The sequence below is a fragment of the Bradyrhizobium genosp. L genome (genome assembly GCF_015624485.1).
Taxonomy (GTDB): domain Bacteria; phylum Pseudomonadota; class Alphaproteobacteria; order Rhizobiales; family Xanthobacteraceae; genus Bradyrhizobium.
Genome location: NZ_CP061378.1, coordinates 5,095,429 through 5,117,437, shown reverse-complemented (window position 1 = coordinate 5,117,437; position 22,009 = coordinate 5,095,429). Strand labels below are relative to the sequence as shown.

Below are 22,009 nucleotides of genomic sequence, written 5' to 3'. Positions count from 1 at the left end.
GGATTGATGGATTGCCGGGGCAAGCCCGGCAATGACGGTGCAAGTTACGAGAAGAACGCAATCCTCTCGACCTGGCTCATTCGCCGGATCGGTGCCAGCGGATCGTTCGCCGCGGCACTCGGCCGCTTCACCAGGCCGCTTGCGATGATGGTCGAGCCGAGCGACACCTCGGCAACAGGAGCGGGCGCCGCTTCGACGTAAAGCGGCCGCGCTGGCGGGGTCGCCTGTGTCTCGGCGATCCGCAACTCGGCCACCGGTGCGGGCGCGGTCAGCGGTGCTGGCGGCGCGACCGGTTCGGGTGCCGGGGCAAATGCAGGCTCGGGCGCAGGCGGAGCCATTTCGGGCTCGGCCATCGCTTCGGCGACGCGGATCTCCTCGGCGATGGCGGCTTCCTCATCGTCGATCGGATCGGGCGCACCCATCTCCGCCGCGATCAGGTCGAGCATGGCTTCGTCGTGGGCGTCGGCAGCTGCCTCGTCGGCGGCACGGGCGAGCTCGGCGGCCTCCGCCTCGGCCAATGCCGCCTCCGCCTTCGCCAGCGCTGTTTGATCCGGCTGCGGCGTCTCGGCCACGGCCGGTTCGGGGGCAGGAGTCGCGGCCGTCTCTGAAGCAGGCAACGGCTCGGTGGCCACGACCTCGGCGGCGGCGGTTTCGGCTATCGGTGGCGGCGAGGCGGCCGCTGCCGGCGCGTCCGCGGGTGTTTCAGCCGCGGTCGGTGCCGCTGCAGGCGTCACCGCTTCATTCGCATCAAGTTCGCCAAGACGTCGGGCCAGCCCGGCAAAGGCGGCATCCAGCACGGCCCTGGCGTCGTCCATCGAAAGCTGGGCCGCGCCGGCCTCGATGGCGCTGGCCTGCGAATCGATGAGGTCGCAAATCCGGCCGTCGTTGCCGATCTCGCGCAACCGCCAGGAGATCTCCCGGATCACGCGCACGCCCTTGCGCACCGGCGCGAGCTGCGGCTCGAAGCTGACGCCGTCGAGCGCCGCGAGCGCGGAGGCCTGGGCGGCCTCGACCGCGCCGCGGAGCACCGTCAGCGCCGCCTCCAGCTGCTCGTCCCGGATCGCCTCGACGGTCGCCTGCCGCTGCTCGGCGAGGCTCTGCTCGATCCGCGCCACGGCATCGAGCACCATGCGCGTGTCGGCATTGCGGTTGCGCTTGGCGTATTCGCCGAGGAACCAGCGGCCGCGCGAGGTCTCCATGAAGGCCTCGCTGATCGCAGCATAGTCCTCCTCGCTCGGCTGGGCCGCGCGGGCGGAAATCGGCGACAGGGCGAATGCTTCTTCGGCCATCACAATCTCTTCGCGCAAATCACTGCGCGTTACGCTAACGATCACCACGATCTCAGGCGAATCGCAATTGAATTGATGTCTTCCGAATCACAAATCCCCATTGCAGCAAAGGTTGCATCGCGGCGATTCGCGGGTCCCGTTGCGGCATTCTATGCCACGTTGTTCGGCGTGACCGGGGTGCAGCTGCCGTTCTTCACGGTATGGCTGAAGGCCGTCGGCATCGATGCCACCTGGATCGGCTTCATCACTGCGGTGCCGCCGGTGACACGCTTCACGGTGTTGCCGCTGGTCACCGCAGCGGCGGAACGGCGCCAGATGCTGCGCGGCGCGATCATCGCGACGAGCTTTGCCACCGCGTGCGGATTTGCCGTGGTCGGCACCCAGCATTTGCCGCTTGCGCTGCTGGTGGCCTATGCGCTGACCTGCTGCGTCTGGACGCCGATGGTGCCGCTGACCGACGCCTATGCGCTGCGCGGCGTCAGGCAATACGGCCTCAACTACGGGCCGTTGCGGCTATGGGGTTCGGCCGCCTTCATGGCCTGCGCGCTCGCAAGCGGGTTCTTGCTCGGCTACGTCGCCGAAATCCATCTGATCTGGATCATCACGGCCGTGACCCTGCTCGGCGCGATCGTCAGCCTGGCGCTGCGGCCGCTGCATCATCCGGTGGCCGCGTCCGCGCCGACGAGCGGAGCGCGGAAACTGCTGCGCGATCCGGCCTTCCTCGCCATCATGGTGTCGTCGGCGCTGATCCAGAGCAGCCATTCGGCCTACTACACCTTCGCCTCGATCGCCTGGCAGCAGGCGGGCTTGAGCGGGTTGACGATCGCAGGCCTCTGGACGCTCGGCGTCCTCGCCGAGATCGTGCTGTTCGCGCTGTCGCCGCGTTTCACGCTGCCGTCGGCCGTGCTGGTGGTGATCGCGGCGGCGAGCGCGGTAGCGCGCTGGACCGTCACCGCCCAGGACCCGCCGCTTGCGATCCTCGCCGTGGTGCAACTCGGCCACGGGTTGACGTTCGGTTTGACGCAGGTCGGCATCATGGGGCTGATCGTGCATCACGTGCCCGGCCATGTGATGGCGCGCGCGCAGGGCTATCTTTCGGCCTGCAGCGGAATCTTTGCGAGCACCACTTCGATCCTGTGCGGCATGGTCTATGCGCGTTACGGGCTCGGCGCCTACTACATGATGGCGGCGATGGGCGCGGCCGGCGGGCTCGTGATGTGGCTGTCGCGCAAGCGCTTCATCCATCATCCCCAGAGCGCGGCGTCCGGCGGATAGACCAGGCTGCCCTCGTAGCGCAGGCCGCGATCGCGGTCGCGCGCCAGGAGCAGCGGACCGTCGAGATCGACGAAGCGTGCGTCTTGCGCGACCAGCATCGCCGGTGCCATCGACAGCGAGGTCGCCACCATGCAGCCGACCATGATCTCGAAGCCGAGCGCGCGGGCTTCCTCCGCCATCGCCAGCGCCTCCATCAGCCCGCCGGTCTTGTCGAGCTTGATGTTGACGGCGTCATAGCGGCCGCGCAGGCCCTCGAGCGAGGCGCGCGCATGCACGCTCTCGTCGGCGCAGACCGCAATCGGCCGCTTGATCCGCGCCAGCGCCGCGTCCTTGCCCGCGGGCAGCGGCTGCTCGACCAGGGTGACGCCGGCGTCGGCGCAGGCGGCAAGATTGGCCGCGAGGTCGTCCTCGGTCCAGGCCTCATTGGCGTCGACGATCAATTCGGACGCCGGCGCCGCCTTGCGCACCGCCTTGATGCGCTCGCCATCGCCATCGCCGCCGAGCTTGATCTTGAGCAGCGCACGGTGCGAGGCCTTCGCGCTCGCCTCGGCCATCGCCTCGGGCGTGCCGAGCGAGATCGTGTAGGCGGTGGTGCGCGGCTCCGGCGCGGGCCGTCCGAGCAGGTTCCAGATGCGGTCGCTGGCCGTCTTGGCTTCCAGATCGGCCAGCGCGCAATCCAGCGCGTTGCGCGCGGCACCGGCGGGCATTTTTGCCTGCAGGGTGGTCCGGTCCATGCCGTCGGCAAGCGGCCCCAGCATCGCCTGGATCGCCGCCAGCGTCGCCTCCGGGGTCTCGCCATAGCGCGGGTAAGGCACGCATTCGCCGCGCCCGATCAGGTTGCCCTGGCGGATCTCGGCCACCACGACAACCGCCTCAGTCTTGGCACCACGGCTGATCGTGAAGGAGCCTGCGATCGGCCAGCGCTCGATACCGGCGGAAAGCGTTCGGGCAGAAACTGTTCGGAAAGGGGTGGAAGTCATTTTAAAGTCTACTATTTCCTGAACCGTATGCTTGCACGGCGAAACCAACTATGACTGGTTGGTGACAGATTCGACAAGCCGATCCGGCCGCGCCGGAGACCTGCGTTCGAACCGCCAACCGGGCTTGGAGGGGTAGGCAGACGTGAGCGGCGACCCGACACTGGAGCGGATAGCCCAGGGCGAAGGACTGGCATTGTGCGCGGCGGGCAACTGGACCGCCCGCTTTGCACCCGCGCTGGAGCGGATCGTCTCCGATGCCGAGAAGCTGCGCGGCAGCCGCCCGCACATCTTCATCGACGTGTCGCAGGTCGCAAGCCTCGACACCTTCGGTGCCTGGCTGATCGAGCGGCTGCGCCGCAGCCTCAGCGACGCCACGGCGGAGGCCAAGATCGCGGGCCTCTCCGCCAATTATTCCAGCCTGGTCGACGAGGTGAGCCGCGTCGGCGTGGCACCCAGGGTCGTCAGCGATCCGCTGTCGATCCTAGGGATGCTGGAGCAGATCGGCCGCACCGTGGTCGGGATCGGCGGCACCATCGTCAGCCTGCTCGACATGCTCGGCGCGGTGCTGGCCGCGACCGGCGCGGTGCTGATCCGTCCGCGCAGCTTCCGTCTCGCCTCGACGGTGCACCACCTCGAGCAGGTGTGCTGGCGCGCGGTGCCGATCGTGGTGCTGATCACCTTCCTGATCGGCTGCATCATCTCGCAGCAGGGCATCTTCCATTTCCGGCAATTTGGCGCCGACATCTTCGTGGTCGACATGCTGGGCGTGCTGGTGCTGCGCGAGATCGGCGTGCTCTTGGTCGCGATCATGGTCGCGGGCCGCTCGGGCTCGGCCTACACCGCCGAGCTCGGCTCGATGAAGATGCGCGAGGAGATCGACGCGCTGCGCACCATGGGCTTCGATCCGATCGAGGTCTTGATCCTGCCGCGCATGCTGGCACTGGTGCTGGCGCTCCCGATCCTCGCCTTCCTCGGTGCGATGGCCGCGCTCTATGGCGGCGGCCTGGTGGCCTGGCTCTATGGTGGCGTCGATCCGGAAGCGTTTTTGCTGCGCCTTCGTGATGCCATATCGATCAACCATTTCATCGTCGGCCTGGTCAAGGCGCCGGTGATGGCCGCGGTGATCGGCATCGTCGCCTGTGTCGAGGGCCTTGCCGTGCAGGGCTCGGCGGAATCGCTCGGTCAGCACACCACCGCATCGGTGGTGAAGGGAATCTTCTTCGTGATCGTGATGGACGGCGTGTTCGCGATCTTCTTCGCCGCGATCGGGATGTGACCATGGCGGAACAGCAAGAGGTCGACGCCATCATCCGGGTCCGCGATGTCACCGTGCAGTTCGGCAAGACGCGGGTGCTCGACGGTCTCAACCTCGACGTCAAGCGCGGCGAGATCCTCGGCTTCGTCGGCCCGTCCGGCGCCGGCAAGTCGGTCCTGACGCGCACCATCATCGGGCTGGTGCCGAAGGTCGCCGGCCGCATCGAGGTGTTCGGCGTCGATCTCGATGCCGCGAGCTCCTCGCAGCGCCGCGGCGTCGAACGGCGCTGGGGCATCCTGTTCCAGCAAGGCGCGCTGTTCTCCTCGCTCACGGTGCGGCAGAACATCCAGTTTCCGGTGCGCGAATACTTAAGGGTCTCGCAGCGGTTGATGGACGAGATCATGGTGGCGAAGCTCGTGATGGTCGGCCTGAAGCCGGAGGTCGCCGATCGCTATCCGTCGGAGCTGTCGGGCGGCATGATCAAGCGCGTCGCGCTGGCGCGCGCGCTCGCGCTCGATCCCGAGCTCGTGTTCCTCGACGAGCCGACCTCGGGCCTCGATCCGATCGGCGCCGGCGACTTCGACGAGCTGGTGCGCACCCTGCAGCGCACTTTGGGGCTGACCGTTTTCATGGTAACCCACGACCTCGACAGCCTTTATACCGCGTGCGACCGTATCGCCGTTTTAGGGAACGGTAAGATCATTGCTGCAGGATCGATCGCCGACATGAAGGCATCGCAGCATCCTTGGCTGCAGCAATATTTCAACGGCAAGCGCGCCCGCGCCGTTGTGGCCTAGCGCATGATCCTGAACCTTGGAGACCGGTTTCCGGACGAAATCATGCGCCAACCGGGAGTTCGACGGGCCCTGATGCAGCCGAGCTGCGCGAGGGCCTGGGAGTAATCGATGGAGACGCGGGCGAACTACGTCCTGATCGGAGCCTTCACGCTGGCGGTGATCGCCGCGGCGTTCGGCTTCGTGCTGTGGTTTCAGAGCCTGCACACCACCAAGCAGCGCAGCCCGCTGCGGGTGATCTTCGAGGGCCCGGCGTCGGGCCTGCGCAACGGTGGCAACGTCAATTTCAACGGTATTCGGATAGGGGAAGTCGTCTCGGTCAAGCTCGACAACCCCAGGCGCGTGGTCGCGCTGGCGATGATCGAGAACAACGCGCCGCTGCGCAAGGACACCGTGGTCGGCCTCGAATTCCAGGGCCTCACCGGCGTCGCCGCGATCTCGCTCAAGGGCGGCGAGGAGGCCGCCCCGCCGGTGCCGCTCGATGAGGACGGCATCCCGGTCCTGACCGCCGACCCGAACGCGCTGCAGGACGTCACCGAGGCGATCCGCGCCACCCTGCAGAACGTCAACCGCATCGTCGCCGACAACCAGCAGTCGGTGAAGAACTCGCTGAAGAACCTCGAGACCTTCACCCAGGCCTTGGCGCGCAACTCCGAGAAGATCGACGGGGTCATGCTCAAGGTCGACGGCGTGATGGGCAAGGCCGACAATCTGATGCTCGGGCTGAACGCGATCGCCGGCGGCAGCAATGGCAGCGAGCTCAACCTGATGGTGAAGTCGATCCGCGAGCTGGCCGAGGATCTCGACAAGCGCTCCAACCTGCTGATCACCGACGGTCGCAGGACGCTCGGCGACATCAGCCGCGCCGTCAACAATTTCGACCGCAATCCGAGCCGGGTGATCTTCGGCGGCAGCAACAACAGCACACCGGAGCCCGCGCCAGCCCAGGCCCCCGCCGCTCCGGGGCCGCGACGGCGGCAGTGACGGTCCGGGCGCGTCGACCGAGAGTTCGTTAGGGACGCGCCAACCTGCAATTGGTGGATAAGCGGCTCGCCTAGACGATGTGCCACCCCGCAGGAACAGCCCCCGCCGCCGCGATGATGTGCGCGTTGGCCAGGTTTCCGTTGTCCCAGATCGATGCCATGCCGTTATCGTTGCGCCAAACGATATCGCTGTGGCCGTTGCCGTCGAAATCGCCGGTGCCTGCGACATGCCAACTGGTGGCGACGGTGCCGGCTGCGGCAATGACATGAGCGCCGGCGATCGTACCGTTATCCCAGATCGAAACGGCACCGTTGTCGTTCTGCCAGAGAATGTCGGTGTGGCCATTCCCATCGAAATCGCCGGTACCGACCACGTGCCAGTCCGTCGGCACTACGCCTGCCGCCGCGACGATGTGGGCGCTTCCGATCTGGCCGCCATCCCAGATCGATAGTGCGCCGTTGTCGTTGCGCCAGAGGATATCGGCTTTGCCGTCGGCATCGAAGTCACCCGTGCCGGCGACGTGCCAGCCGGCGGGAACGGCTCCCGCCGGTGCAACGACATGCGCCTGGTTGATGTCCCCATTGTTCCAGATCGACACGGCGCCATTGTCGTTCCACCACAGGATGTCGTCCTTGAGATTCCCGTCGAAATCCGCGACGCCGGCGATGTGCCAGCTCGACGGCACCGCGCCCGCCTGCGCAATGACATGGGCGTTGCTGATGTCGCCATTGCCCCAGATCGAAACGGCGCCGTTGCTGTTCTGCCAGAGCAGATCGCTGTGTCCGTTGCCGTCGAAGTCGCCCTTGCCGACGATATTCCAACTCGCGGGCACCACACCGGCTGCCGCGATCAGATGCGCGCTGGCGATCTGGCCGCTGTTCCAGATGGAAGCGGCGCCGTCGTCGCTGTGCCAGACCAGATCGCTATGGCCGTCCGCATTGAAATCGTTGATCGACACGCGTGGATGCGTGACATGCAGCGTGAAAACCGAGCTGGTCGCGTCAGGCGTGGTGCCGACCGAAGCATCGTCCACGGTCACCGCGACCGCGTAGCTGTCCTTCGTCGCCGCATTCAAGGTCGTGCCGGCTTTGAGATAGAGCGCCGTTCCGACGATCTCGAAATAACTGGCGTCGGCCCCGGTGAGACCGAGCACGTTGGTCCCAAGCGCGTCATCGGTGACGGCGATGTCGGCTACCTTGATGTGAGTGGCGGTCGAGGTGCTGTCGACGAGCGAAGGCGTCGTGTTCGACAGCGTCACCGCGGTCGGCTTCTCGTTCACATCGGTCAGATGCAACGTGTAGACCGAACTGGTGGCATCGGGCGTGGTGCCCACCGAGACATCGTCGACCGTGACGGCAACCGCATAACTGGCCTTGGTCTCGAAGTCGAGAACCGTTCCAGCCTTGATATAAAGCGCGTTCCCGACGATCTCGAAATAACTCGCGTCGCTGCCGGTGAGTCCCAGGACGTCAGTGCCCAACGCGTCGTCGGTAACGGAGATGTCGGCGACCTTGATATGCGTAGCGGTTGACGTGTTTTCGGCCAGCGACGGCGTCGTATTCGACAGCGTCACCGCCGTCGGCTTTTCGTTAACGTCCGTGACTTGCAGCGTGTAGGTGGAGCTGGTGGCGTCGGGCGTGGTGCCCACGGAAGGATCATCGACGGTGACTGCGACGGCGTAGCTCGCCTTGGTCTCGTAATCGAGAACGGTTCCGGCCTTGATATAGAGCGCGTTGCCGACGATCTCGAAATAGCTCGCGTCGCCGCCGGTGAGGCCGAGCACGTTGGTTCCCAACGCGTCATCGGTGACCGAGATGTCGGCGACCTTGATATGCGTGGCGGTTGACGAGTTTTCGGCGATCGACGGCGTCGCATTCGACAGCGTGACCGCGGTGGGCTTCTCGTTCACGTCAGTGACGCTCAGCGTATAGATCGAGCTTGTGGCGTCCGGCGTGGTGCCGACCGAGACATCGTCGACAGTGACCGCAACGGCGTAGCTCGCCTTGGTCTCGTAGTCGAGAACGGTTCCGGCCTTGAGGTACAGCGCGTTGCCGACGATCTCGAAATAGTTCGCGTCGGCGCCGGTGAGTCCGAGCACGTTGGTTCCGAGCGCGTCGTCTGTGACGGCGATATCGGCAACCTTGATGTGCGTCGCTGTCGAGGTGTTCTCGGCCAGGGCAGGCGTCGCGTTCGACAGCGTCACCGCTGTCGGCTTTTCGTTCACGTCCGTCAGTTGCAACGTATAGATGGAGCTGGTCGCATCGGGGGTGGCGCCGACCGAAGCATCGTCGACGGTGACGGCAACCGAATAGCTCGCCTTGGTCTCGTAATCGAGAACGGTTCCGGCCTTGATATAGAGCGCATTACCGACGATCTCGAAATAACTCGCGTCGCTGCCGGTGAGTCCGAGCACGTTGGTGCCCAACGCGTCGTCGGTAACGGAGATGTCGGCGACCTTGATATGCGTAGCGGTTGACGTGTTTTCGGCCAGCGACGGCGTCGTATTCGACAGCGTCACCGCCGTCGGCTTTTCGTTAACGTCCGTGACTTGCAGTGTGTAGGTGGAGCTGGTGGCGTCGGGCGTGGTGCCCACGGAAGGATCATCGACGGTGACTGCGACGGCGTAGCTCGCCTTGGTCTCGTAGTCGAGAACGGTGCCGGCCTTGATATAAAGCGCGTTGCCGACGATCTCGAAATAACTCGCGTCGCTGCCGGTGAGGCCGAGCACGTTGGTCCCCAACGCGTCATCGGTGACCGAGATGTCGGCGACCTTGATATGCGTGGCCGTTGACGCGTTTTCGGCCAGCGACGGCGTCGCATTCGACAGCGTCACCGCGGTGGGCTTCTCGTTCACGTCAGTGACGCTCAGCGTATAGATCGAGCTGGTGGCGTCCGGCGTGGTGCCGACCGAGGCATCGTCGACGGTGACCGCGACGGCGTAGCTCGCCTTGGTCTCGTAGTCGAGAACGGTGCCGGCCTTGATATAAAGTGCGTTGCCGACGATCTCGAAATAGTTCGCGTCGCTGCCGGTGAGGCCGAGCACGTTGGTTCCAAGCGCGTCGTCTGTGACAGCGATATCGGCAACCTTGATATGCGTGGCCGTTGACGTGTTTTCGGCGATCGAGGGCGTCACATTCGACAGCGTGACCGCGGTGGGCTTCTCATTCACGTCGGTGACGTTCAGCGTATAGATCGAGCTGGTAGCATCCGGCGTGGTGCCAACCGAGACATCGTCGACGGTGACCGCAACGGCGTAGCTCGCCTTGGTCTCGTAGTCGAGAACGGTGCCGGCCTTGAGGTACAGCGCGTTTCCGACGATCTCGAAATAGTTCGCGTCGGCGCCGGTGAGTCCGAGCACGTTGGTTCCAAGCGCGTCGTCTGTGACAGCGATATCGGCAACCTTGATGTGCGTCGCTGTCGAGGTGTTCTCGGCCAGGGCAGGCGTCGCGTTCGACAGCGTCACCGCCGTCGGCTTCTCGTTCACGTCCGTCAGTTGCAACGTATAGATGGAGCTGGTCGCATCGGGGGTGGCGCCGACCGAAGCATCGTCGACGGTGACGGCAACCGAATAGCTCGCCTTGGTCTCGTAATCGAGAACGGTTCCGGCCTTGATATAAAGCGCGTTTCCGACGATCTCGAAATAACCGGCGTCCTGACCTGTGAGGCCGAGCACGTTCGTTCCGACGCCGTCATCGGTGATGGTGATGTCGGCAACCTTGATGTGGGTCGCGGTCGACGTATTTTCGGCGATCGTGGGTGTCGTGTTGCTCAGCGAAACGGCGCTCGGCGCCTGATTGGGCGGACCCGCGAAGACGAAGTCCGACGCAACGAGATTCGTCTTCGTCACGCCGTTCAGCGTCAGTGTGTCGCCATTGCCGAAGTCGATGATGGTGTTCGCGCCGCTTTGGGTGGCATGCGCGGTGATATCTGCGAGCGAATAGATGCCGGCGACACCGGAAACATCGATCTTATCGCCCTCGGCGTGCTTGAAGTCGAGGATTGTGTCCGCGCCGTAGCCGCTCGCGAACACGAATGTATCGGCACCTGCGCCGCCGGTCAGTGTGTCACTCCCGGCTCCGCCGCCGATCGTGTCGGCAAACGGCGTCCCGACGATGTGATCGTCCGCGGCGGTGCCCTGGACGGTAATCGGTGCGGTCCGGATGTCGTAGAATTGCCCGTGGACGGCGCCCTGGTCGGTGTCGCCCAGCCCGGCATTGCGCTCGGTAAACGTGACGAGATAGCGCCCGTCCGCCGTGGCAGCCGACGACACGCCGGAATCCGTGATCATTCCAAGGTAGGACTCATAGCCGATCTTGGTGCCGTCATTGCCGAACAGTTGGGAATGAATCTTGTATTCATTCGGAACCAGCCAGGAGACGACGAATTCCTGATTGGACAGCGCGGTGACGACGGGAGACGACTGAAAGACGACGTTGGCCGTGCTGACGTTCAATTCCGGACCTGCAAGGGTGCCGTCGGCATTGATGATCTGCGCCTTGATCGTGTCGTTCGAGCTGCCCGCGGCCGGCGAATAATTGTAGTCATCCCATGTAACGACAACCTGTCCGTTTGTGAGCTGCGTGACGCTTGGATTGACGATGCCGCCCGTGTTCACATGAAACTGGAAGGTCGCCCCGGTTGGCACGCCTGAATTGTCGAGATAGCGTCCCTGGATCAGGTAGTCGTAGACGTGGGCCTGGGTTTGCGATTCGGCGCCTTGATGCGTCCACAACTGCAGCAGACCGTTCGCCGTCGGCGCCGACGTAAACGTGGTGTAGCTGCTTGACGGCGTCAGCGGAATTGGCGATCCCGATTTCGTCCCGTCCGCGTTGAAGACCTGACCGTTCATCGTGAATGGCGACGCGGCGTGCTCGGACGAAACCAAAAACGTGCCGTTGCTCAGCGCATAGACCTGGCCGCCATAGACATATCCGCCGGGCAGGCTGTCGACGATGAATTCGCTGCCGGATTTCGTGCCGTCGGCATTGAAGATCTGCCCGCGAATATCCTGTTCATTGGCGGAAATTGCGTTGGTGAAAATGGCCGCGAATTTGCCGCCGGGGAGTGCCGCCACGCCGAGCGGGTATTGATCGTTGGCGGTGACGGTATTGACCAGGAATTCTGCGCCCGACTTCGTTCCATCGGAGTTCAAGACCTGCCCGCGGACGGCGCCGCCGCTGGTGTCGCCTCCGGTTCGGCTATAGTCTTCCCAGATCACGACGATCTGGCCGTTGCTCAACGTCGTGGTCAAGGCGGAGCCCTGAAAATTCGACGTCGTCGTGTTGATACGAAACTCGCTGCCTGACGTCGGAATCGCGGGAACGACCTGGATCGTGTCCGTCTCGGTGTAGGTCGCGCCGGCAGCATCGGTGACGCGAATGCCGACGTTCACGGTGCCGGCTGAAATGCTGACGGTTGCGCCGCTCCTGACCGCAAGCTCGTTGCCGGAGATCACGAAATAGCCGGCAGGGTCCGATACGATCGAATAGGTGAACGCATCCATCGCATTCGGGTCGGTCGCGCTCAAATTGGCGACGATCGTTCCCGCAGGAGCATGGTCGACCACCACCGAACTGCTGAGTGTGATGTCGGTCGGTGCGGCATTCAGCAGGTTCGCGGCCGCAACGGTTTGGTTCGAGAACTTGAACTGCTCGACGCCGGAGACCGTATCCGTGCCGTCGGGCGAGCCGGCGCGGTGGTCGACGAGCTTGTAGCTGCCGTCGGCGTTCTTGGTGATCGTGTAGTCGAGCCATGCTCCGCTGAACTGGGCCGTGTCGTTACCGGCGCCGCCAACGATGGTGTCATTTCCGGCGCCGCCGATGAATGTGTCGTCGCCGCCGTGTCCGACCAGCGTGTCGTTGCCGGCGCCGCCGGTGAGATTGTAAGAAAAGCCATCGAGCAACGCCGTGACCGGTGCGGTATTGCCGCCGTCGGCCGCGGCGACGGCGTTGTAAACGTCGACGGCATTGAGCGTCATGTTCATGCCGACGAAAAGCTCGGTCGTTCCGGCATAGTATCCGAAATTGGTGACCGTGCCGCTGGTCGGAGCACCATTGTTGTCGTAGTTGATGCCGTATCCGAAGAAGAACAGCGCGTTGCTGCCGCTGGTCACTTCGAAAACCGAGGATTGAAGTCCCTGGAATGACGTCGCGCTTTGCAGCACTGACGTGATCGACCCCATGAAGTCGATGCCTGTCGTGCCGGCGTCGAATGCGCTGATCTTCGCGGGACCGGTCTGGACGCCGTCGCGCGGGTCCAGCATCGTCAGATGGATGCCATAGCTGCCCGGATCGCCGGCGCCACTGCTGTCTTCCCACACCACGACGAGGCGACCGTCGACCAGCATCGCCGAGTCGGGCAGGGCTTGCGCGCCGGCCGTGAAGGTATTCAGGTGATATTCAATGCCCTCCTTGACGCCATGGGCGTCGAACAGCTGCGCAAAGATGTCGCCGCTGTTCGTGGCATCCTGGCTGTGGTCCTCCCACGAGACCAGAAAACCGCCATCCAACGTGGATGTCACGGTCGGGTTGATCTGGGCGCCCGCAGTCGTCGTGTTGGCGAGAAATTCGCCGCCGACTTTGGTGCCGTCTGCGGCATAAACTTGCCCGCGGATCGCCCATGAATCGGTATCTCCGCCGGTGTCGCTGCCGTCGACCCAGGTGACGACGAAACCGCCGCCCGTCAGACTGGTGATCGCCGGCGTCTTCTGGATCCCTGCGGTCGTCGTGTTGACGGTGAAGTAGACGTCTGTGGTCTGCAGATAGTTCTTGGTGCCGTCGAGAATGACCGCTTTGATCGCGGAGCCGCTGCCGTCACTAAGCGACGGGTTCGACTCGGTATATGCGATCACCGTGTTGCCGTTGGTCAGCGACGTGACGACCGCATCCTGATGTGCATCGAGGTTCGTTCCGCTGGAGGCATTGAGGGGATAGTAGCCGCTTGTGTTCGTCGATACCCCGTTGGCATCGAAAAACGCGGCAACGAGGCTCGTGCCGTAGGTGCTTCCATTGTAGTCCAGATTGTCGTCGCGATAGACGACGGCAAATCCGCCGTCCGGCCGTGCGACGACATCGGGATCGTATTGATCTCCGAAGGTCGGGTAATTGACGAGAAATTCGCCGCCGACCTTCGCGCCTGCTGCCGTGAAGATCTGTCCGCGTACCGAGGCTCCGCTGGTGTCGCCTCCGGTGTCGCTTCCATCTCCCCAGACGACGACGAAGTTGCCGTTGTTCAGCTGAACGATCCGCGAGTCGAGCTGGTCGCCTGCCGTTGCCGTGTTGACGAGAATTTCCGAGCCATATTTGCTGCCGTTCGGATCGTAGATTTGCATCCGAATGGCGGTGTGATCGGTATCACCGGCGTTGGCCCCGTAGTCGGTCCAGGAGACGACGAACCCGCCATCGGAAAGCTCCGCAACGGTGGCGAAGCGCTGATCTCCGTTTGTGGTGGTGTTTGCAAGAAATTCGCCGCGCCAATAATTCAAATCGGTCATCTGATACTTTCAAATGCACTGCTGGCGGTATGGAACCGCCATCTCGAAAATCGGTCTGCGCACCAAGATCGAGCGTGATCGCTCCAAGGCGCGCGCAAATGAAAAACTGCATCCCGAAAAAGGGGACGGCACAGGCGTCAAATCAACATTTTCGCGCGGCTGCCCACTGTCATCCGCGTGTCATGTCATCTTGCCTAGCACAGCAAATATCGGTGGTAAATGGAAGCTAAACCGGTTCCAACCCTCGCTCTTTTGTTCCCTGCGCAACGAAAGCGTTTGGTGTTTTTGAGTTGCATCCAGCGGTTGGGTGGAAGCCTTCGATCTCATGCATCAAATGAAAACGGAGGCAGCTCGGCGTCCGTTTTCTATTGGCCGTTTCACCTATCAAACTCACCCAGCCGGGCCGCTGCATGGGCGAGCCGGAGTGATCTTCGGCGGCAGCAACTGTGGCGCGGGCGGCGCTCGCGCATAATGCAACTTCCGCGTGCCACGATCCTGATATAGGCTGGGCTGCCGTCTCGGGCGCTTTGCACCCGCAAACGCTCGCTCGCCAAAATCCTGATGCGACGTCCGACGGCCGAACTTTTGGGGGATGCATCACATGGATGTTGCGCGCATCTCGATGCCGTTTCTTGTCCTGATCCTGGTGCTCGACATTGCGATCACCTGCTACCATTCCTTACAGGAGTGGAAGGGCGAGGGCGCGCCGCTCTGGCGCAATTTCGGCGCCATCGTTGGCCTCAAGATCCCTGACCGGTGGGGCTTTCTGATCTTCACCGTGGCGCTGACATTGACGATGTCGGCGATCGGCGTCGTCGGCATCTTCGGTGCGCTCGGGCCGGCGTGCAGCACGTTTGCGCTCGGCATGTTGATCGGCGCGCGATTGTCCGACACGCTGGTGTCTCACGCGTTGCCGCACCTGTTGGGTTACCGTCCCAACCCCGGCCTGTCGTCGACGCCGCTCTACGTGGTCGAGGCTCTGTTCGTCGCCTACGCCTTCCAGCCCCGTCTGGCTGCCGATCCGGCTCTGGCGAAGGCTGGCCTGATCGCCGGCATCGCCCTGTTTGTGGTCGTGCTGCCGGGGCTGTGGCTGCTGCGTTTCGTGTTTCCGAGCCAGCTGCGGACCGCCTGGACACGTTGGCAGCAGATGCCACCGTGGGCATCGGAGCCGTGAAAGCAAGACGTCGGCCGCCAAGGCCTTCTCCCGCTTGCGGGGGCTGCACTGCGCGATTTCGGAATATTAGAATGATATCGTTGATTTGCCCGACGTGTCAAGTTGCCGGCTTGCTCGAATGCCGTCCGCCGCCGGCGCCTTTGCATGGGGTTGTTTTCGGTGTTTTGGTAGCGCGCCCCTGCGACGGCGCTTGCGGGTGAAGTGATTCATGCATCGGCCAAAGGCAAAACGGAGGCATCGCTGCCTCCGTTTCTCGTCTGCAATCGACCTTGCCGTTATCCCAGCCGCCCGGCCGCATGCGCGAGCAGGGTGTAGACCAGTCCCGTCTCCGAGGTCAGGTGGCTTTGCAGCTCCTGCTGGCCGCGGCCGTCGCGGGCGACTTCGTCGAGCAGGCGCTCGAACTCCGCGATGTAGCGGTCGACCGTCTGCTTGAAGCCGCGGTCGGAGCGGTACTTGCGGGCCACCTCGTCGAACGCCTTCTGGCCGGCCGGCGTGTAGAGGCGCTTGCTGAACGCCTTGTTCTCGCCGCGCTGGTAGCGGTCCCACATCTCGGCGGCGAGGTTGCGGTCCATCAGCCGGGCGATGTCGAGCGACAGCGATTCCAGCGGATTGGCGGCGGCCTGCTGCGGACGCGGGCGCTGCGGCTCGCGGTTCGGCGGGGGCGGCGGCGCGTCGCTGCGGTTGAGCAGGTCGGACAGCCAGCCGTCGCCGCGGCCATTGTCGGAGCTTGCCGGCGCCACAGGGGGCGCCTCGGTGCGGCGCGGCGCCGGCATGCCGAGATCGGGCGGCGGCAGCGTGGAGGCGCTGTTGCCGTTGTCTCGCATGACGGTGTCGCGCATTCCGGTATCGCGGACGCGCGCCTCGGTGCGGCCGCCGGAGGCGACAGCCATCATCGGCTCCTCCTGGCGGACGGTGCTGCGGTTGGCGGTGGTGGAGACCACGTCGAGCCCGCGGCCATGATGGGCGACGATGCGGTTGAGTTCGGCCAGCGCCTCGATCTGGTCGACGATCACCTTGCGCATCTGAGCGGTGTTCTCGGCGGCCTCCTGCGGCATTTCCAGCACGCCGCGGCGCAGCTCGTTGCGGGTGGCCTCGAGCTCGTTGTGCATCTCGGATGCCATCTGCTTCATCGCCGTGACCATCGCGGAGAACTTCTCCGTCGATTCCTTGAACATCGCATCGGTCTCGGCGTTGCTCTGCTGGTACAGGTCGTTCATGGCGTCAACGGTCTGCTGCCGCTCGTTCTCGGCCGCAAGCCGCACCGCCTCGAACTGACGGCTGATCGCCGCCGAGCCGGCACCTGCGGTCTCCGCGACCACGCGCGCGATGTCGCGGGCGCGCTCCTCGGCGGCGGCCAGCGATTCATCGAGCAGGCCGGTGAAGCGCGACAGCCGCTGGTCGAGATCGGTGGTGCGCAGGTCGATGGTCGTGACCAGCGATTCCAGCGCCGTCTTGCGCTCGCTGACGGAAGTCGTCGTCGAGCGATTAGCCTGCTCGACCACGGCAGCCGCCTCGATCAGCGCCTTGCCATGGGTCTCGAACTGGCCCGAGAGCTCGCCGAGATCCTCCAGCGCCTTGCCGGTCTTGCTGTTGAACACCGTGAGCTGGTCTTCCAGCGTCTGGGTCGCCACGCCGTTGCGCGAGGTGACGTCGTTCATGGCGGACACGAAGTCGGCGACGCGGGTCACCAGCGCGCGCTCCAGCGAGTTGAGGTTGTCGTGGGCGCCGGTCAAGACCTCCTGCAGCAGGATGTTGCCCTCGCGCAGCCGCTCGAACAGGGCGACCGTGTCGGTGCGCAGGATCTTGCTGGTCTCCTGCATCTCGGTGACGGCCGAGATCGAGACCTGCCGGGACTGATCGATCGCCGCCCGCGAGGCCTGCTCGAGGTCCTTGAGCGACTTCGCCACCGCGCCGGTCGCCTGATCGCCGGCCGAGGTGATGTTGCGCGCGACATCGCTGCCATGCGCCGACATCGACTGCGAGAACGCCTGGCCGCGGGTTTCGATCGCCTTCAGCGCGTCCGCGGTGGCGCGATCCATGTCGGTCGCAAGCTGCGTGGTCTTGGCGGTGAGTGCCTCGACCAGCGAGCCGCGGCGGCTGTCGACCATCTGCGACAGGCGTTCGGCCTGCTGCTGCACGTAGGTGACGATCTCGTCGGTCTTGCCGGTCATCGCCGAGCCGAAGGCGCTTGACGCCGACAGCACCGAACGCTCGATGTCGGCCGAGGTGGTCTTGACCTTGGTCGAGACCTCGTTGGACATCGTGATCAGCGCAGCCTGGGCGTTCTGCGCCGAAGTCTGGATATTGTCGGTGGTCTTGGCCGTGACGGCGCCGAGCGCGCGCTCGATGTCGGTCGAGAGTGCGCGGATCTGGCTGGCGGCATCGGCGGAGGTCGCCGCGAACGAGCTCTGGGCCTCGCGGGCGCTGCCCAGGATGGTCTGCGCGGTCTCCGCGCTGGAAGTCGTCAGTGTGCGCTCGATGTCGGCGGAGATCGCGCGGATCTGGTTGGCCGCCTCGCTCGAGGTTGCCACGAACGAACCCTGGGCCTCGCGGGCGCTGCCGATGATGTTTTGTGCGGTTTCCGCACCCGCGGCGGTCAGCGTGCGCTCGATCTCGGCGGAGATCTCGCGGATCTGGCTTGCCGCTTCGCTGGAGGTCGCCGCGAACGAGTTCTGGGCCTCGCGCGCGCTGCCGAGGATGGTCTGCGCCGTGCTGGTGCCGACCGAGGTCAGGGTGCGCTCGACATCGGCCGCCAGCGACTTGACGTGGTTGGCGGCTTCGGTCGATGCGCTGATCAGCGTGGTCTGCGCCTCGCGGGCGCCGGCCGTCAGCACTTCGGCGGTGCCGGCGCCGGCCATCGACAGCGCGCGCTGGATGTCGGCAGCAAGCGCCGCCACCTTGGTCGTGGCCTCGGTGGACGCGTTGACCAGCGTGGTCTGGGCCTCGCGCGCCCCTGAGGTGATCGCCTCGGCGGTCGCGGAGCCGGCCATCGAGAGCGAGCGCTCCATGTCGGCCGACAGCGTCCGGACAAGGTTGGAGGCTTCGGTGGACGCGCCGACCAGCGTGGTCTGGGCCTCGCGGGCACCGGCGACGATGGCTTCCGCAGTGGCGGTGCCGGCGGTGGACAGCGAGTGCTGCATGTCGGCGGCAAGCGTGCGCACGAGGTTGGCGGCATCGGTGGACGTGCCGGCAAGCGTGCTCTGGGCCTCGCGGGCGGAAGCCACGACGGCCTCGGCGGTGGCGGTGCCGGCGACCGAGAGCGAGCGCTCGACATCGCTGGTGAGCGACTTCACCTGGCTGGTGACGTCGGTCGAAACCGAGATCAGGGTGGTCTGGGCCTCGCGGGCGCCGGTCATGATGGCTTCCGCGGTGGCGGAGCCAGCCATAGAAAGCGACTGCTCGACGTCGGCGGCCAGCGACTTGACCTGGCTTGCGGCCTCGGTCGAGGCCGCGACCAGCGTGGTCTGGGCCTCGCGGGCGCCGGTCATGATGGCTTCGGCCGTGGCGGAGCCAACCATCGACAGCGAACGCTCGACGTCGGCGGCCAGCGACTTGACCTGGCTTGCGGCATCGGCCGAAGCCGAGACCAGCGTGGTCTGCGCTTCGCGGGCGCCGGACAGCACGGAGGCCGCGGTGGCACTGCCGGCCGCCTGCAGCGTGCGTTCGACATCTTCCGACAGCGACTTGATCTGGGTGGTGACGTCGCCTGAGGCCGTGACCAGCGAGGCCTGCGCGTCGCGGGCGCTGGTGAGGATCGAGTTGGCGGCGCTGGTGCCGACCGCGGTCAGCACGCCTTCGACCTCGGCCGAGGTCAGCTTGAGCTGGGCGCCGACGTCGCTCGAGACGCTGAGCATCGCCTGTTGCGCGGTGCGCGCACCGGTCTGGATGGTCTCGCTGGTGTTGACCACGAGGTTGGTGAGCGAGCGCTCGGCGTCCTCGACATGCGACCTGATGCTGGACGACAGCAGCTCGGCGCGGGACATCAGGTCCTCGCTGGCCTGGCGGCCCGAGCTCTCGATGCGGCCGGCGACCGCCTCGACGCGCGAACCGAGCAGGTCCTCGAACTGCGCGACGCGGGTGTCGATGTCGCTGGCGATAGCGCCGACATGGGTCTCGATGCCCTGACGGATGTCGATGAAGCGCGCCGAGACCGTGTCGGTCAGGTGCGTGCTGTGGCCAGTGATGGTGTCGGTCAGGTGCGCGCTGTGGCCGTTGATGGTGTCGGCGAGCCGCGCGCTGTGGCCGTTGATCGTCTCGGTGACGTTGTTGATGCGATGGTCGACCGCGGCGATTGCCTGCACGGTGCCCTCGGTGAGGGTCGTGGTGAGCAGGCCGAGGCGGGAATCGATCGACTGGATCGCCTGGGCGGCGCCCTCGGTGAGCTGAGCAGCCAGCGTGCCGAGGTGGCCGTCGATGGTGTCGGTGACCGACTTCGCGCGGCCCTCGAAAGTGACTTCGAGCGTCTTCATGCGGCCGTCGATCACCTCGTCGAGCGACTGCAGCCGGCCGTCGAGCGACCCGATCTGGGTCGCGAGCGAATTGTCGAGCGTCGAGAGATGGCCGTTGAGCGTGCTGTCGAGCGAGCCGATCTTGCTGCCGAGCGAACTGTCGAAGCTCGAGAGCTTGTCGTCCAGCGAGGCGTCGAGGTTGGTGACGCGGCTGCCGAGCGTGGTCTCGAACTGCAGCAGGCGCTGGTCGAGCGAGGCGGTGATCTCGCCGCCGTTCGAAGAGACGCGGTGATCGAAAGTGTCGACGTAGGTCTTCAGGCTGTCGGCGATGTCCTGGGTGCGCTGACCCATGCGCTCGACGATATCGCCGCCGAAGGTCTTCACCGTGCGGTCGAATTCGGAGATGTGGCGGGTGATCAACGCGCCGAGCGTGCCCGAGTCGCGGGCGAATTTCTCGGCGAGCTCGCTGCCGTGGTTCTTCACTAGCTCGTCGAACGCGCTCATCTGCAGCGACAGCGAATCGTGCGCGGTCTCGGTCTGGCTCACCACCTTGGCGACCAGCGAGTTGACGGTGACGTCGAGCGCTTCGCTCGCCTTGTCGCCGGAGGTCATGATCTGGCCGGCGAGGCGGTTGCCGGCGTCGTCGATCTTGCCGATCAGGTCGTTGCTGCGCAGCTCGAGCTCCAGCAGCAGCGAGTCTCCGGAGTTCTTCAGGGAGTCGTGGACCTGCTCGGTGCGGTCGGAAATCCCCTCGACGATGCTCGACGAACGCTGCTCGAACTCGCCGGTGATGCGGTCGATGCGCTCGTTCAGCATCTCGTGGACGCGGTCGGCGAGGTCGACGAACTCGTCGTGGACGTGGCCGGTCTTGAAATTAAGGCTGGTGGTCAGCCGCTCGGAGGCGTCCATCACGGCGCGCGTGGTCTCGGCGCTGGCTTCCTCGAGGCGGTCGAGCAGGTCGCCGCCGCGCTCGCCGAGCGCCAGGATCATGTTGTCGCCGGCATGGCTCAGCGCGGTCGTGATGTGCTGGCCGCGCTCTTCCAGCGCACCGGTGATGCTCTTGGCGACCTCGTCGACGCGCGAGGCGATGGCGTCCGAGATCAGCGCGATGTCGTGGCGCAGGTCGATCTGCACGCCGGAGATCGCGCTGCGCACCTGCTCGGCCTGGCCGACCAAATTGTCGCGCTGATGGGCGATGTCCTGCAGCAGCGCGCGGATGCGCACTTCGTTGTCGGAATAGGCGCGTTCGAGTGCCGCGACCTCGTTGGCGACGAGGGTTTCGAGTTCGCCGGCGCGCGCGATCGCGCGCTCGACGCCGTCGCCCATCGCCGCGACCTCGCGGCGGATCGCCTGGCCGACCGTCACCATGGATTCGGCAGCGGCATGTTCCGGCTCGGAGAAGCGCATCGCGACCTGCGCCATCGATTGCGCGATCTTGTGCATGTCCTGGCCGTAGGTGGCGAGCGTCGCGACGAAGTAGAACAACAGGATCGGCGCGACGAACAGCGCGGCGAGGCCGGCGAGCACCAGCACGCCGGAGCCTTCCGCCATTGCGGCGTGCACCGAGGACCAGAACGCGGCGGTGAGGATGAAGCAGCCGACCAGCCAGACGCCGGAGCAGATGGCGAACAGCGTGAACGTGTTGCGGGCAGGGCGGCCGCGCTGCAGGTCCTGCAGCATCTGGCCGATATTGGCGCGATCGTCGTTGGCGGCGCGGCGCGGGCTGCGCGGTTCCTCGATCGGTTCGAACACCGGGCGGTCCGCGGCGGGATGGGTCTCGAACGAGGCCGAGAAGTCAGGTGTGGCCGGCGGCAGGTTCGGCGGCGTGGCGCTCTCGTTGATGGCGCCGCGGTTGTCCGCGCCCTGTTCGCTGATGTTGAGGGCTTCCTGAATCGCAGAAAGCGCGACTTCGGTGGGATCTTTGACCTTCTTGGGAGTGTTCGCCATGTTCAGTCTGAGCCCTCTCACTATTTACGCGTCGGCGAGCTTGCGATTGTCCCCCCGCAAGTTCGAAGCCGGTGCCCACAGCGGAGCGCAAGCGCCCCCTCGGCGGCTTGTCCGCTACATCCTCAAACATCCTATTGGCTGAGCGAAGCGAATGAAATGCTTCCGATTAATACTTTCTTAATCATCGTTAACAGCTTCGCGCCATAAGGCCTTATGGGTACTCGAAATTCCTGCCAGATCAGGCCGATTGTGACGGGAAATTGTCCGGAATCGGGCGAATTTGCAGACGATCGCGGCAACAATCCGTTAACCAGTTTCGTGATTGGCTGGGCGAACAAATCCGCCGCGGCCCACCCGGCGGGACGACGGGG

Annotated in this window: 9 protein-coding genes; 5 read left to right on the top strand and 4 right to left on the bottom strand. The window is 65.1% G+C overall.

Annotation, left to right across the window (positions count from 1 at the left end; all coding sequences use genetic code 11):
- Nucleotides 1–44 precede the first annotated feature (44 nt).
- The gene (locus IC762_RS24460) at nt 45–1,289 is read right to left on the bottom strand and encodes a hypothetical protein (protein WP_195784767.1); all 1,245 of its coding nucleotides are present in this window, start codon (nt 1,287–1,289) and stop codon (nt 45–47) included.
- Between the two features lie 75 nt (nt 1,290–1,364).
- Here IC762_RS24460 and IC762_RS24455 point away from each other — a divergent pair, with 75 nt between their 5' ends.
- Complete coding sequence (locus tag IC762_RS24455; protein WP_195784766.1) at nt 1,365–2,564, top strand: MFS transporter; 1,200 nt, start codon at nt 1,365–1,367, stop codon at nt 2,562–2,564.
- Here IC762_RS24455 and dgcA read toward each other — a convergent pair.
- The gene (gene dgcA, locus IC762_RS24450) at nt 2,534–3,544 is read right to left on the bottom strand and encodes an N-acetyl-D-Glu racemase DgcA (protein WP_195784765.1); all 1,011 of its coding nucleotides are present in this window, start codon (nt 3,542–3,544) and stop codon (nt 2,534–2,536) included. The genes IC762_RS24455 and dgcA overlap by 31 nt on opposite strands.
- A 142-nt stretch (nt 3,545–3,686) precedes the next feature.
- Between dgcA and IC762_RS24445 the strand changes: the two genes are divergently transcribed.
- The 3 genes from IC762_RS24445 to IC762_RS24435 all read left to right on the top strand — a co-directional run bounded on the left by IC762_RS24445 (nt 3,687) and on the right by IC762_RS24435 (nt 6,577).
- Nucleotides 3,687–4,820, top strand: coding sequence for an MlaE family ABC transporter permease (locus IC762_RS24445; RefSeq protein ID WP_195784764.1), 1,134 nt, complete (start codon nt 3,687–3,689; stop codon nt 4,818–4,820).
- 2 nt (nt 4,821–4,822) lie between these two features.
- Nucleotides 4,823–5,596, top strand: coding sequence for an ABC transporter ATP-binding protein (locus tag IC762_RS24440; RefSeq protein WP_195784763.1), 774 nt, complete (start codon nt 4,823–4,825; stop codon nt 5,594–5,596).
- 108 nt (nt 5,597–5,704) lie between these two features.
- Nucleotides 5,705–6,577, top strand: coding sequence for an MlaD family protein (locus IC762_RS24435; protein WP_195784762.1), 873 nt, complete (start codon nt 5,705–5,707; stop codon nt 6,575–6,577).
- A 70-nt stretch (nt 6,578–6,647) separates the two neighbouring features.
- Here IC762_RS24435 and IC762_RS24430 read toward each other — a convergent pair whose 3' ends face one another.
- Nucleotides 6,648–14,069 carry an FG-GAP-like repeat-containing protein gene (locus IC762_RS24430; protein ID WP_195784761.1) on the bottom strand — a complete coding sequence of 2,474 codons (7,422 nt, stop codon included), beginning with the start codon at nt 14,067–14,069 and terminating at the stop codon, nt 6,648–6,650.
- A 601-nt stretch (nt 14,070–14,670) separates the two neighbouring features.
- On the opposite strand from IC762_RS24430, the gene IC762_RS24425 reads away from it, so the two are divergent.
- On the top strand, nt 14,671–15,243 hold the full coding sequence (locus tag IC762_RS24425; protein ID WP_195784760.1) for a hypothetical protein: 573 nt from the start codon (nt 14,671–14,673) through the stop codon (nt 15,241–15,243).
- Nucleotides 15,244–15,518: 275 nt separating this feature from the next.
- Here IC762_RS24425 and IC762_RS24420 read toward each other — a convergent pair whose 3' ends face one another.
- Nucleotides 15,519–21,638 (bottom strand): negative regulator of septation ring formation, encoded by a 6,120-nt coding sequence (locus tag IC762_RS24420; protein WP_195784759.1) that lies wholly within the window; start codon nt 21,636–21,638, stop codon nt 15,519–15,521.
- Nucleotides 21,639–22,009 lie beyond the last annotated feature (371 nt).